Annotated in this window: 12 protein-coding genes; 1 reads left to right on the forward strand and 11 read right to left on the reverse strand. The window is 37.0% G+C overall.

The genetic code is table 11. From position 1 onward, the window contains the following. Positions 1–4: 4 nt before the first annotated feature. From LS48_RS11970 to LS48_RS12020, 11 genes are all read right to left on the reverse strand, one after another. A complete protein-coding gene (locus LS48_RS11970) occupies positions 5–1975 on the reverse strand; it encodes a transglutaminase family protein (protein ID WP_062622754.1) in 1971 nt (656 codons plus the stop codon). A gap of 24 nt (positions 1976–1999) precedes the next feature. Beyond that, on the reverse strand, positions 2000–3973 hold the full coding sequence (locus LS48_RS11975) for a DUF3858 domain-containing protein (RefSeq protein WP_062622755.1): 1974 nt from the start codon (positions 3971–3973) through the stop codon (positions 2000–2002). 63 nt (positions 3974–4036) lie between these two features. Continuing rightward, entirely contained in the window at positions 4037–4705 is a 669-nt protein-coding gene (locus LS48_RS11980) for a DUF1361 domain-containing protein (protein ID WP_062622756.1), read from the reverse strand. Next, positions 4677–5072 carry a ribosomal maturation YjgA family protein gene (locus LS48_RS11985; protein WP_062622757.1) on the reverse strand — a complete coding sequence of 132 codons (396 nt, stop codon included), beginning with the start codon at positions 5070–5072 and terminating at the stop codon, positions 4677–4679. The genes LS48_RS11980 and LS48_RS11985 overlap by 29 nt, the downstream gene beginning before the upstream one ends. Then, positions 5069–5722 (reverse strand): SanA/YdcF family protein, encoded by a 654-nt coding sequence (locus LS48_RS11990; RefSeq protein ID WP_117590232.1) that lies wholly within the window; start codon positions 5720–5722, stop codon positions 5069–5071. Before LS48_RS11990 ends, LS48_RS11985 begins: the two co-directional genes overlap by 4 nt. Before the next feature lie 5 nt (positions 5723–5727). Then, complete coding sequence (gene creD, locus LS48_RS11995) at positions 5728–7074, reverse strand: cell envelope integrity protein CreD (protein WP_062622759.1); 1347 nt, start codon at positions 7072–7074, stop codon at positions 5728–5730. Positions 7075–7108: 34 nt separating this feature from the next. After that, a complete protein-coding gene (locus LS48_RS12000; protein WP_062622760.1) occupies positions 7109–7423 on the reverse strand; it encodes a hypothetical protein in 315 nt (104 codons plus the stop codon). Between the two features lie 76 nt (positions 7424–7499). Next, positions 7500–7799: a winged helix-turn-helix domain-containing protein gene (locus LS48_RS12005; RefSeq protein ID WP_062622761.1), complete on the reverse strand. Its 300-nt coding sequence runs from the start codon at positions 7797–7799 to the stop codon at positions 7500–7502. A gap of 2 nt (positions 7800–7801) precedes the next feature. Continuing rightward, a complete protein-coding gene (locus tag LS48_RS12010; RefSeq protein WP_062622762.1) occupies positions 7802–8410 on the reverse strand; it encodes a hypothetical protein in 609 nt (202 codons plus the stop codon). A 535-nt stretch (positions 8411–8945) separates the two neighbouring features. Further along, positions 8946–9764 (reverse strand): 3-deoxy-8-phosphooctulonate synthase, encoded by an 819-nt coding sequence (gene kdsA / locus LS48_RS12015; RefSeq protein ID WP_062622763.1) that lies wholly within the window; start codon positions 9762–9764, stop codon positions 8946–8948. 82 nt (positions 9765–9846) lie between these two features. Further along, positions 9847–11247, reverse strand: a complete 1401-nt coding sequence (locus LS48_RS12020) for a T9SS type A sorting domain-containing protein (protein WP_062622764.1) — start codon at positions 11245–11247, stop codon at positions 9847–9849. Positions 11248–11363: 116 nt separating this feature from the next. Between LS48_RS12020 and typA the strand changes: the two genes are divergently transcribed. Beyond that, entirely contained in the window at positions 11364–13157 is a 1794-nt protein-coding gene (gene typA, locus LS48_RS12025; protein ID WP_062622765.1) for a translational GTPase TypA, read from the forward strand. Positions 13158–13221 lie beyond the last annotated feature (64 nt).

Below are 13221 nucleotides of genomic sequence, written 5' to 3' on the forward strand. Positions count from 1 at the left end.
GGTTTTATGTTTTCTTCAGTTCAATAGGTTCTTCCGATTGAATTTTTATCAACGTTTCAAAAAATTGTCGCAATGCTGGATAGGCTTCAGCCGGGAAATTAGTTGTGTTCAATTTTGCACTTAGCCTAACATTTACCCTGCTGCCCGAAACATCATAAACAACCGAAAGCTCGCCATCATTATTTGGAAGTTTCAGTATTTTGTTTTCGGGGACCTTTACTATTTCATATTGGTCTTTCACATCAATTGAAACCAAATAATTGTTGATAACCGGAAAACCAAAATCTATTGGATAATTACGGGTTTCTTTTGAAAATGGATTTTCAGAAAAATAAGTTTGCATTAAAAAAGGATATACAAAAAGCTTGTTGCCCACGGGCTGCTCATGTATGGACATATCATAATTTTCTTTATAGGGCTGCTCTAAATCTTTTTCGTTTTCAATTTGAAAGTTGGTAATATCTAAAGCTTCATTTCGGTTTTGCTTTCTTTTTATGATATCTTCTTTTCTTCTATTATTATTTACGGTTCGTTTTGGAACGGCTATATAGCCCGTTGAAACTTCGCTCACTTTTCCTGAAAATATGCCTTGTTCATTTGGTGCCAATTGCATATTTACATAGTGCATGTTTTTGTTTATAGGATCAATGGGCTCCCAAAAACTACCTTTTTTAAAATCCATTACGCGACCTTGCTGGCAGAGATCACGAAATGGCAATACTCCGAAGGGAGTGTGTTTATCGGTAGCGTCCAAAAGATATTTTTCATCCCCAATTTTAAGATAAACAAGGGCATAGATGAAAGGACTTATTACGGGATACTGCATTGTGGGGGGCGTAAAATCACGTGTGGAAATAAGCATTATTTTTGCATCCATTCCTGCGGCTTCCAAAGCATTTATCAAAGCAAGATTTATTTCAGAACTGTTACCGGATTTACGTTCAAAAGCTTCTTTAACACGCACATCAGATAAGATACGGTATTTGCCGTTCCATGTCATATGGTCTTGAATATAATAATAAATTGCTTTTGCTTTTTCAAGATCATTCCCAGTTGAATAAACTGAAGCAGGCAAGACATCTTTAAAAAAACTTTCATATTTTAATTGACGACCTAAGTCCTTGTCGTATCTATAATAATTGTCTACATCATCCCAGGAGCGGGTATAGGAATGCTTGTTTTCTGCAAAATCTACGTATTCTATGAGTTCATACACCATTGCTGCCAGATAATAATTAGACGAAAGCATATGATTTTCTTTTTTAGCAGCAGGAACATCTTTCATGGCATAGGTTGCTATTTCACAATCTGCTTGTACATCAAATCCTTCAATGGCAAAACAACCTTTTGTCTTTTCGGCTTTGTTGATATATAGCGGTAGGTTTCCGTATAATGTACGGTTATACTTAAAATTTCCTGGCAGTTCGGTATGAAATTCAGAATACATTACAGGTAGTGATCCTTGAAACCGCCACCCGCCAAAATTTGATAAATGGCTTGTTTCTATTCTGTAGGTATATTCTAGGATACTGCCGTCTTTAATGTTTGGAAAAGTGAATTTTTTTAAGGACCAATACGGGTTTTCATCTGTTTCGAATATATTGGCTTCATCTATAAACGTCTTTACTGTACCATTATGAGTGATGGCAGTTATTTTGGTGATGTTTTCATTGTTGTTTTTTTCATTGTAAAAAGGAATTTCAACAGTAGCTTGATCAAAATTTTTAGCGTTAAAAACCTTCATTTTCACGTGAACTTCTTTTATAAGTTTCACATAGTTTTCAACTAATTCAAAATAATAATTACCTTTTTCAAATAAAACCACACCCGCAGCCTCTGGATCTTTGGAGTAGGATTGTAGCGCAAATTCTTCTGGGGTTGGGTTGCCAAAGTCTGCCGTTTCAGGTTGCTGAGAAAATGAAACACCACAAAGGGTAAGGGCTAAAATGAAACAACTAATTTTTAAAAATTTCATAGATAACTTGTTTGAAATGATTTTTTATAGTTTCTTTAAAACAATTGATTCTTCTTTTAAAATGGTAATTATCGTTCCGAAATATTCTTTGAGAGATTGATAAGCATCTGAAGGAAATCGGTAAGTGTTAAGTTTCATGTTGAAACGGATGTTTATCTTGCCACCTTGAGCAACGTAGGTTACTGAACCCTCACCGTCATCGTTGGGCAATTTTATGCTTCGGCTGGTGGGCAGTTGCTCCACTTCGTATGTATTGCCTAAATCTATAGAAACTAAATAGGTGTTTGAAAACGGAAAGCCAAAATCTATTGGGTAACTACGCTCCTTCATTTTAAAGGGGTTTTCGTTGAGGTATGTTTTGTTGAAAAAAGGGTAAAGAATTACTTTGTCTCCCACCTTTTCGGGTTCTATGAAAATGTTGTAATTTTCCTTGAGCGGCTTTTCGATTTTCTTTATTTCCTCTACTTGATATTCCTCTATTTCAATACCTGCCTTTTCTTTTTGTTGGTCTTTAATATATTCTTGGAGGGTTTTTTCCTCAATGCTGTTTCTTTTTTCCAATGCTATGTAGCCGTAATTTGCTTGGTTCACTTTTCCGGTGAAGTTTCCATTTTCATCAGCAGTTATTTGGGCATTTACGTAGTGGATGTTTTTTTCATAAGGTTCAATGGGCATCCAATAGCTTCCTTTTTTGAAATCTAATACGCGCGCTTGAATATTTAGGGCCCGAAATGGAATGATGCCAAATGGGGCTTGTTTATCTGTTGCGTCCAGCAGTATCATTTCATTGTTTATTATTAGTACCGCAACCACATAATTAAAATTGGAAAGTACTGGGTACATCTCAGTGGGCAATCCATTATTACGGGTAGAAAGAATAACGGATTTTGCATCGAGTTTGGCAGCTTCAAGTGCATTTACCAATGAAATGTTTATGGCCGTTACACTGCCCAGTTTATCATCAAAAGCATCTTTTACATTAATGCCATAATTAAAATACCTCCCATTCCATGTATAGCTATCTTGAATAAAACTATATACTGCCTTAGCACGTTCTAGATCATCTTCAATGTCAAGAATGGAGCTGGGTATTTTTTTTTTAAAATAACTTTTTTTGTTTAGTTGTTCGCCAAAATCACTGCGGATTTCAAAACGATGATCCACATCTTCCCAGTTTCGCGTAAAGACTTGATCAAAACCATAAAATGCTTTAAATGCCAAAGGTTCATACACCATTCTGGAAACATAATTTTTTTTAGATAGCATATAGCTTTCTTCCCTAAATGAAGGGACATCAATCATTACATATGTATCTAGCTCCGTATCAATATGTCCATTATTTGAAGGAAGCTTAAAAGCATCTTTAATAACCACTGCTTTTTCAATCGCTAACTTTTTGTCCCCATAAAGAATTCGGTTGTATCTAAAATGTGGTGGTAATTCGGTTTGGAATTTACTATAAAGTGTTGGCAGCTCGTGTTGAAATTCCCACCCATCCAAATCATAAAAGTAAGGGCTTACAATGGTGTATGAATATTCTAAAATGCTTCCATTCTGTACATTTGGAAAAGTAAACGTTAGAACATTCCCGACCCCAGGTTTATGGGTTTTATAGAATGAACTGTTAGGTACAAAATTTTGAACTGCCCCGTTATGGGTTACGGCTTTATAGTCCTTTATTTCTTCGCCATAATATTCATTTCCTTCATAATATGGTATTTCTACAGTGGCGTAATCAAATTTTTTGGCATCAAAAACTTTAATCTTTCTGTGTATTTCCTTTACTAATCTTACGGAGGTTCGCTTAACAATTGGTATTGCATAATATTTTCCGGATTCGTAAAGTATTAAACCTGTGGCATCCGGTTCGGCTTCATAACTTTTAAGATCAAATTCCTTTTGACTGGGCTTTCCAAACTCGTCAATACGATCTGATTGTGAATAGGAAAAGTATAGGTTGAAAACCAAGAAAATTAAAGCGATTTGTTTTGAATGCATAAATTGTAACTGAGGCTTATTTGTGTTTCGCAAAATAAAATAAATATTGGAATTACAAAATGATCAAATACTGATAAAACGAAAGAGAAATTTTTTATAAAACCTATAGACCAATTTTAAAAACAGCCCGAAAAATATTGTAAATGCCCACGCTTCCATATTTTCAATGGGGTTTGTTATAATTGTGAACACATCCATAAAAAGACTTAGTGGATTGTGAAGAATATCCCAGGAATTCCACCGTAATACGCGCCCGAGATACATACCGAAACTTACGGCAAAAGGAAGGATATTCAGGAATTTTAAAACTATTTTTTGGTTAAAATGCTTAAAGCACAATTGCTTCATTTCCTTAACCGAAACTACATAAAAAGCGAGTCCCGTAATTGCAAAAACCGAAATCATCAAGCTGTCAAAACCTATCCATTCCATTGGGCTTAGGCACAGGTGGATAAAATCTGTCAATAAATAGGGCGCATTGGGTAAAAACACCAACCAAAGGAACAATAGAATATAGAGTTTTACTTTTTTTAGTTGTTTGGCTGCCGACATGTAGATGGAAATAAAAAAAGGAATCATGGCTAATAATAGGTTCCAGACCAAAAAAAGATAGAAAAATGAATGGGTTATTTTTAAACGAACGGAAAGCAGAAAAATGCTAAAAACCGTCAATGAAAAAAGTGGAAATAGTAGATTGAAACGATCAAAGAGATATGTTTTTAGGGTTTTCATTTTTGATGGATATTTTTTCGATTAATAGAATTAGAATAAAGCCAATAGTGTAAGCTATCAAGTCCCAAACATCGAATACGGAGCCAATAATGGTTAACAGTATTTCTGACTTTATATTAAGTTTTTCCGCGAGCTTTAAAAACTGCAGCAATTCCACAAAATAGGCAAAGGCCAATACGGAAACGGCAGTTTTGAGAATGTGTTTTTTTATAAAGATTTTCAGGAAGGAATACAATAACAGTATAACAAGCACATCGCCCAAAAAGCCTCTAATAAAGGGGCTGAAATGAAAATAGGCGATGGCAATTTCTGTTGCAAAGAGAATGCTTGTTGCCACAATATGTTTTATTGAAATAGAAAGCTTCATTGAATGACGATGGGTTCTCCCCAATATTTTGGCTGTGAATCAAAAAGAATATCGAGGCCGGCTTTGGTCCGCGCCAAGTATTCCCGAAGTTCTGTCTTTACGGAATACTTTCCCGAGACCGTTTGGGCATTGAAACCTATCGCGTGTATTCCTTTTTGCTTTGCCAAGAAAATGGCCCGTTCGTTATGGAATCTTTGTGAAATGACCGTAAAGCTATTCAGTCCAAAGATTTTTTGTGCCCTTAAAACAGAGTCCAGCGTACTGAATCCGGCATAATCCAAGATTATTTTTTCTTCGGGTATTCCTAATAATACGAGGTCTTTTTTAAAAAGTGCGGGCTCGTTGTAATCTATTCTGCTATTGTCGCCACTAATCAAAATAAAATCAATCTTTCCAGCTTTAAAAAGTTGCTCGGCGGCTTTAATTCTAAATAAATAATAAAGATTTATATCGCCATTGGCCATAAATTTTGAAGTACCTAAAAGCAATCCTACCCTGTTATGGGTAATTTTTTCAGCGTTTTGAAATGTTTGGTTTTCCGTTTCCAAAAGCACATAAGTATCTATGCAGATAATCGCAAACAGTCCAAATGGGCTTAGCAATAAAGCCCATTTGAAAAGTTTTATAATTTTTTTGAAAATTGTTTTCATCTTTTTCAATCATTATTCCAATCAATCCGCCGCGATGCGAACATAATAATCGCCAAAATCAGGAATAGGCCAATACTACCTACCAAAAGCGCATAGTTTTCCAATTGGATAATCACATAAATGAAACCATAAAGTGAAGCTAACGAAGCGCAAATAAGCAACGGAAACTTGAAACCTTTCAAAATGGCACGGGAATAGACCGTTATCAGCGCGAGTACCGAAACAGCCGCAATCGCGTACGCCTTGAAAAAATTGCTGTGTTCGGAAATGGAGATGAGCAATGTATAAAACATTACCAAGGCCAATCCAATCATTACATATTGGAACGGATGGATATAGATTTTGCTCACCAACTGTATCAAGAGAAACACCAGTAGTGTTAGCCCAATGACCATAAACCCGTATTTGGCGGTGCGTTCGCTCTTTTGGTATTCGTCCACGGGAATGATAAGTTTGGTGCCGAAAGCAGAGGCTGAAAGGTCTGGCAAATGCCCGAAAAATGATTGTTCAAACTGTCTGTTTATTTGCAGGATGCGCCAGTTTGCGGTAAAACCGTCTTTGCTGATTTCCTTGTTGGTGTCTTCGGGCAAGAAGTTGCCGTCAAAACTAGGAGAGTGCCAGTTTGATTTCATGGTGGCATCGGTTTCTTTTCCTATGGGCAGAAACTTCAGGCTTTCGCTGCCGTTTATTTTTAAATCGAAGGAAAACGGAAGTGGTGCCGCAAATATTTCCTTGGCATTGGCAATGTAATTGCTTTGGATGGTGTTCAGATAATCCGTGGAATACTGTGGCGTCATGGAAAGGGCTTCCGAAGCTAAATTTACAACCGGCGTGGTCTTTATTCCCTTTAAATTTGAGGTTTTTAAAATAACGGTTGCCTTTTCCCAAAGGATGTTTTCGTCGGCAATATCGGTGTCTGAAAAGTCAATTATGGGAAAATTTCCTTTTACTTCAATTGCCGCAGAATAGACCACCGATTCGTAAATACTTCGGTTTAGGGGTTTTGTGTCAACCTGCGATATAATGTTGAGTTTGTCGGGAAAGAAGTAAGCGTTCTCAATACTTTCCTTAGTTTTGGTATAATAGGAATTGCTCTTTTCATTAAAGATTTTTTCTTCGAAAATAACCTTATACGGAATTTTTAAAATAGGGCCGGAGAGCAGGACTTCATTTCCCCACTTTTCATTTATTTCCCGAACCACTTCCTCTTGTCTGTACGCTCTTTCGTTGATTAGTGATTTTACAAATTCCAAAGGGATCAATAAAACCAATAATAAAAATCCGACCACTAGCATCCTTGCGGTGATGGAATTGCGCATCCAATTGCTGAATCTACTTTTTTTCTGTTCCATAGTATATTAAAAGTTGTGATTAATAAATGTTTTTTTAAGATCCCGAGAAGGGAGATCCAAAGATGCCCACGGCAAGTTCGGCCCAAACTAAGAGAAACACTGTGAGCAGAAAGACGCAAAGAAGAAGGCGATGGCTGGTTTTTTTTATCTTTCTTAGGACTAATTCACAAGAAATACCTACACCGTATAATAAAATTCCCATGACGGCAAAGTCCGAAACGTCCCAATTAACTTCGTCGGTTAATTGTGCAGCTATCAGTGGAATAAGCAATAATACTGTTGCGAACAGCAGAATGAGGTAGAGTCTTGTGTTTTTTGTTAATTTGAAATGGTTTCTTTTTGGAGACATGGTTTAACTTTTTAATTGTTATTGATTAATATAAAGTACTTTGATTTTCAAAGTAAAGAAATAAAAAAATATAATGTTATGTTTTTGGTTTTTGAATCAATTTTTCCAGGGCTTCGATATGTTTTTTGAAGGCTGCTTTTCCAAGGTTTGTTGCTGTATAATTTGTATTAGGCTTTCTTCCCACAAAACTTTTTTCCACCAAGATATATTCAGCCTGTTCCAGCGCTTTTATGTGGCTGGCGAGATTGCCATCGGTAACGTCCAGCAATTCCTTTAGCCGGTTGAAATCGGCATCTTCATTAACTACCAATATGCTCATAATCCCCAAACGGATACGATGATCAAAAAGTTTGTTTATGTTGTCTATAATGCCCACGCTTAACTTTTTCTTTCTTTAAGGTACATAATACTTCCGTAGATAATATGAAAAAGCCCAAACCCTAACAACCAAAACCAAAATCCGTAGCCTGGAAGTGCGGCGCAGATAAGACCAGTGATTATTTGCGCATAACCTAAATATTTCACATTGCCAATGGTATATTTTGAAGCGTTCACGAGTGCAAGTCCATAAAAAATAAGCATCAGTGAGGCGGTGAGGCCGTAATGCTGGCTGTTGAGCTTTATAATAATATATATTCCGCCGGTAACCAAAGGAATTAAAAAGTTGATCAGTAACCGTCGGGTAGTTGTATCCCAAATTTTTTCATTGTTTCTTTTTGCCCTTTGGGTTGTTAACAGATAAGCTGTTATTATACTGAGCAAAAGTACAGAGGCCAAAAGAACGAGCAGCAATTTAAAATTCCAACTATGGAGGGTAAGAAACTCACCGGGTTTCGGGAAAAGATATGCATAGGCAATAGCTGCTCCTATGATAGCGTAGATACCTGCAAAAATACCGGAAAGGCCGCTAAGTGAAATAAACCGTGAGGAACGGTTCATTAGATTTTTGATTTCGCTGATGTCTTTTAGATAATCTTGCTCGCTCATAATAAAGTACTTTGAAAAACAAAGTAAATGTAAAAATTCTTTCAAACCAAATAAATCTTTGATAATATTTAGGTCGTGAAATTTAATATTTTAAAAAGTAAGAAATTACATACAGAAAAAAAGGGGGATTTCCCCCTTCAAATTCAGGGTTTTTCCTCTTGACTGGCATTGTCCTTCTTCGCATCTTTACACTATCAAATTAATTGGGGAGTTAATTTTTGACAAGAGGTTATAAGCTGTTTCTTTTTAGAAGCAGCTTTTCCTTTTTTAAGTTTAATGTCAAATTGTGAAAACAGGAAAAATCCTGTAAAAAAAGGGGGAAATCCCTGTTGATTTACAAGAGATTATGTGCGATATTTGGATACTTATTTAATTGGGGAGTTTTATAAGTATGAGGTTAAGGACTGTGCCCCCAATGGTCACAGTCCTTTTTTAAAAATTAACGATGCTTATTTTATAGAGTTTTGTTATTAGCCAAAGCGCCCTGCCATCCAGAGATGGCAGGGCGCTTTTTTTTTTCAAAGTATAGGGCAGACTATAGTTGGTTGATTGTTTTACGAATTGCCACAAGGTCTGCCAACAGTTTTTCCAGCAGGTTTAAGTTCAGCATATTGGCACCATCACTTTTGGCATTTGCAGGATCAAAGTGGGTTTCAATAAAAATTCCATCGGCACCTGTGGCAATTCCGGCTCTCGCAATTGTTGAAATCATTTCAGGACGGCCGCCCGTAACGCCGGCACTTTGGTTGGGCTGTTGCAAACTGTGGGTTACGTCCAAAACCACTGGGGCGTACTGTTTCATTGTTGGAATTCCCCGAAAATCTACAATCATATCCTGATAACCGAACATCGTTCCACGATCGGTAATCAGTACTTGTTCGTTGTTGCAATCGGTTACTTTGGTCACGGCGTGCTTCATGCTTTCTGGACTCATAAATTGACCTTTTTTCAAGTTTACCACTTTTCCTGTTTCCGCGGCAGCGACTACCAAATCGGTTTGGCGTACCAAGAATGCCGGGATTTGCAGCACATCTACATATTCGGCGGCCATTGTGGCATCGCTCACTTCGTGAATATCGGTAACGGTGGGAACGTCAAAAGTTTCGGAAACTTTTCGGAGTATTTTTAATGCTTTTTCATCGCCAATCCCCGTAAAACTATCAATCCGGCTTCGGTTTGCTTTTTTGAAACTTCCTTTAAATATGTAAGGAATTTCTAACTTATCGGTAATTTTCACAATCTTTTCGGCAATTTGCATGGCCATTTCTTCACCTTCAATGGCGCAGGGACCAGCGAGAAGAAAAAAATTGTTGGAAGTTGTATGTTTTATTTTTGGGATTTTATTCAGTTGCATCGTAAAAGCTTATTTTAAAGCAAAGGTAGTTAAAAGCTTCTTTCTATCAGCTTTGAAAATGCAGTGGACGTTTCCTTCAAAATTATTCTTTCACAATTTTATGGGTTTGGGAATTACCGTTTGCATCTTCAATCTTTAAAAGATAAACTCCGGATTCTGCTTTGGAGAGATCTATTTGATTGGTGTTTTGATTTGTTTCAATCAGTTGCCCCAAAATAGTATAAACAGAAATTTGCGAGATAGATTCTTTAGATTCTATATAAAGTATTCCATTTGTGGGATTGGGATAAATCCTGTAGTTGGGAATTTCATTTTCTGAAATGCCCAAGGTGTTATTGTTGTACCAAGCAATTTTAGAATCTATCTGTGAAGAACTTACTAAATCAAGTTTACCATCCAAGTTAATATCACAAGTAAATACGCCTGTTGTATATTGAATTTCATTTGTTATTAAGTTAGGGAAGCCAAAATCGCCTAAACCGCTCTCATTTCGTAAATAAAATATTTCTGAAGTTGCTCCACTATTTATGAACGAGCTAGAAATTAGATCCAAATCTCCATCATTATCAATATCTGAAGCATTAATAACATTAGGTTGGGGAATATTTTCTGCAATTATTATCATATCGCTAAAATCTCCATTGCCATCCATGTTTTCGAACCAAACTATTCTATTATCCACCTTTAAAACTGCAACAATATCAATATCATTGTCCCCATCCAAATCGGCACCAATTACCTCGCCAACAGAATAATTAGGATTGTTTGTAGAGACAAAGGTAGCATTGCTAAAGGTTCCCGTGCCATTAATATTTTTAAACCAAGCAATATTACCTTCGTCAAATGATTGAGAAACAATATCCAAATGACCATCGCCATTAAAATCAGCAATGTAACTTGATATGGGGTATACAAGCTGAGTTGAAATTACGTGTTGTGTTCCAAAATTACCCAACCCATCTAAATTTTCATACCATGCTATTTTGTCATCACCTCTAGAAATTGATAAAACATCCAAGTCTCCATCCCCATCAAAGTCTGCAGCATGTGAGTCGGTTGGTCTATAAGCGTTTAAAGTAATAATCCTTTGACCCCCAAAATTGCCTAATCCATCTAAATTTTCATTCCACAGAACTCTACTTTGACCATTTTGGGATGGTGAACCATCTAAGAAAGTTGATAATACATCTAGATCCCCATCTCCATCGATATCTGAAGCAGTTACAGAAGTGGACATTTCTTCTGTATTTTGTACAATTAAATTCTTATTGCCAAATAAACCCATTCCATCAAGATTTTCGTGCCACCACACCCCATTTTGAGAGGAATATAAAATATCATAGTCTCCATCTCCATCTAAATCCGCCGAAAATACACTTGAAGGATAAAAAGCATCAATAGAAATAATCTGTTGATCTCCAAACTGTGCAATCCCAGAAACTGCATAGAATATTGAAAGTGTGAAAAGTAGAATTGTTTTCATATCAAAATATTTAGAATAAATATATCGCAATTCTTTGACAAAATAAAATCACAACTTTTATTTCTAATCCACTTAGAAACACTACTTTTGCACCCTCCAAAAAAAGGAGCATTGTTATGAAAATCAAAAACATCGCCATTATTGCCCACGTTGACCACGGTAAGACCACGCTGGTTGATAAAATTATGCACCACTGTAGTCTTTTCCGTGAAAACGAAAACACAGGCGAACTCATCCTGGACAACAACGATTTGGAACGTGAAAGAGGAATTACAATTACCTCAAAAAATGTTTCCGTAGTATACAAAGACACAAAAATCAATATTATCGATACCCCTGGTCACGCCGATTTTGGTGGGGAAGTAGAGCGCGTACTGAACATGGCAGACGGTGTTTTGCTTTTGGTTGATGCTTTTGAAGGGCCGATGCCGCAAACGCGTTTTGTGTTACAAAAGGCGATTTCACTTGGTTTAAAGCCTTGCGTGGTTATAAATAAAGTGGATAAGGAAAACTGTACCCCAGACGAAGTTCATGAATCAGTTTTTGATTTAATGTTTGAATTGGGTGCCGAAGAGTGGCAGCTTGATTTTCCAACCGTTTACGGCTCGGCAAAACAAAACTGGATGAGTGATGACTGGAAAAACCAAACTGATAATATTGAGCCATTGCTTGATATGGTTTTGGAACACATTCCATCGCCAAAAGTTGAGGAAGGTACCGTACAGATGTTGATTACCTCTTTGGACTTTTCTTCCTTTACAGGGCGTATCGCCATAGGGCGTTTGCAAAGAGGAGTTTTAAAGGAAGGAATGCAAATAGCTTTGGTAAAACGCGATGGCACTAAAGTAAAATCAAAAATAAAAGAACTTCACACTTTTGAAGGCTTGGGCCGTAAAAAAGTTGCAGAAGTACAAGCGGGTGATATTTGTGCCTTGGTTGGCTTGGAAGGTTTTGAAATTGGCGATACCGTTGCCGATGCCGAAAACCCAGAAGCACTTAAAACCATTGCGATTGATGAACCTACAATGAGTATGCTTTTCACAATCAACGATTCGCCTTTCTTTGGGAAGGACGGAAAGTTTGTTACTTCGCGCCATATTAAGGAGCGACTGGAAAAGGAATTGGAAAAAAACCTTGCGTTGCGCATGCAGCCAACGGACAGCGCCGATAAATTTATGGTTTTCGGCCGTGGCGTTTTGCACCTTTCGGTTTTGATTGAAACCATGCGCCGCGAAGGATATGAACTTCAGATTGGTCAGCCACAGGTAATCATTAAAGAAATTGATGGCGTAAAATGTGAGCCAGTTGAGGAAATGACAATCGACTTACCGGAAGATGTAAGTGGAACTGCCATTAATATGGTTACAATCCGTAAAGGCGAAATGATTAGCATGGAAGGAAAAGGTGAGCGAATGGTATGTAAATTTATCATTCCATCCCGTGGAATTATCGGGCTTCGTAACCAATTGCTTACCGCTACTGCCGGGGAAGCAATTATGACGCACCGTTTTCTTGAATATCAACCTTTGAAAGGCGGAATTCCTGAAAGGCAAAACGGAAGTTTGGTTTCTATGGAAACTGGTCAAGCTATACCTTATTCAATAGACAAGTTGCAGGATCGTGGGCGTTTCTTCGTAAACCCAAACGAAGATATTTACGAAGGGCAGGTTATTGGTGAAAACACCCGTCAGGATGATATGGTGGTGAACATAACCAAAACTAAAAAGCTTTCAAACGTACGTTCTTCGGGAGCTGACGATAAGGCACGAATTATTCCAGCTATTAAATTTTCATTGGAAGAAGCTTTGGAATACATCCAAAAGGACGAATATGTTGAGGTTACACCAAACCATTTAAGACTTCGAAAAATATATTTGAAGGAAGTAGACCGTAAGCGAAACAAGATTTAAAAGAGGATATAAGACAGTAAGACATAAGACGTAGGACGAGCGCAGAAGTGATATTAAAAGATGT

Source organism: Aequorivita aquimaris, from assembly GCF_001573155.1.
Lineage (GTDB): Bacteria > Bacteroidota > Bacteroidia > Flavobacteriales > Flavobacteriaceae > Aequorivita > Aequorivita aquimaris.

What these genes read in the sequence shown, in the direction of transcription:
- LS48_RS12000 (WP_062622760.1), bottom strand. Translation starts at nt 7,423, where the DNA reads ATGTCTCCAAAAAGAAACCATTTCAAATTAACAAAAAACACAAGACTC.
- LS48_RS11985 (WP_062622757.1), bottom strand. Translation starts at nt 5,072, where the DNA reads ATGAAGCTTTCTATTTCAATAAAACATATTGTGGCAACAAGCATTCTC.
- LS48_RS12010 (WP_062622762.1), bottom strand. Translation starts at nt 8,410, where the DNA reads ATGAGCGAGCAAGATTATCTAAAAGACATCAGCGAAATCAAAAATCTA.
- LS48_RS11970 (WP_062622754.1), bottom strand. Translation starts at nt 1,975, where the DNA reads ATGAAATTTTTAAAAATTAGTTGTTTCATTTTAGCCCTTACCCTTTGT.
- creD (WP_062622759.1), bottom strand. Translation starts at nt 7,074, where the DNA reads ATGGAACAGAAAAAAAGTAGATTCAGCAATTGGATGCGCAATTCCATC.
- LS48_RS11975 (WP_062622755.1), bottom strand. Translation starts at nt 3,973, where the DNA reads ATGCATTCAAAACAAATCGCTTTAATTTTCTTGGTTTTCAACCTATAC.
- typA (WP_062622765.1), top strand. Translation starts at nt 11,364, where the DNA reads ATGAAAATCAAAAACATCGCCATTATTGCCCACGTTGACCACGGTAAG.
- LS48_RS12020 (WP_062622764.1), bottom strand. Translation starts at nt 11,247, where the DNA reads ATGAAAACAATTCTACTTTTCACACTTTCAATATTCTATGCAGTTTCT.
- LS48_RS11980 (WP_062622756.1), bottom strand. Translation starts at nt 4,705, where the DNA reads ATGAAAACCCTAAAAACATATCTCTTTGATCGTTTCAATCTACTATTT.
- kdsA (WP_062622763.1), bottom strand. Translation starts at nt 9,764, where the DNA reads ATGCAACTGAATAAAATCCCAAAAATAAAACATACAACTTCCAACAAT.
- LS48_RS11990 (WP_117590232.1), bottom strand. Translation starts at nt 5,722, where the DNA reads ATGAAAACAATTTTCAAAAAAATTATAAAACTTTTCAAATGGGCTTTA.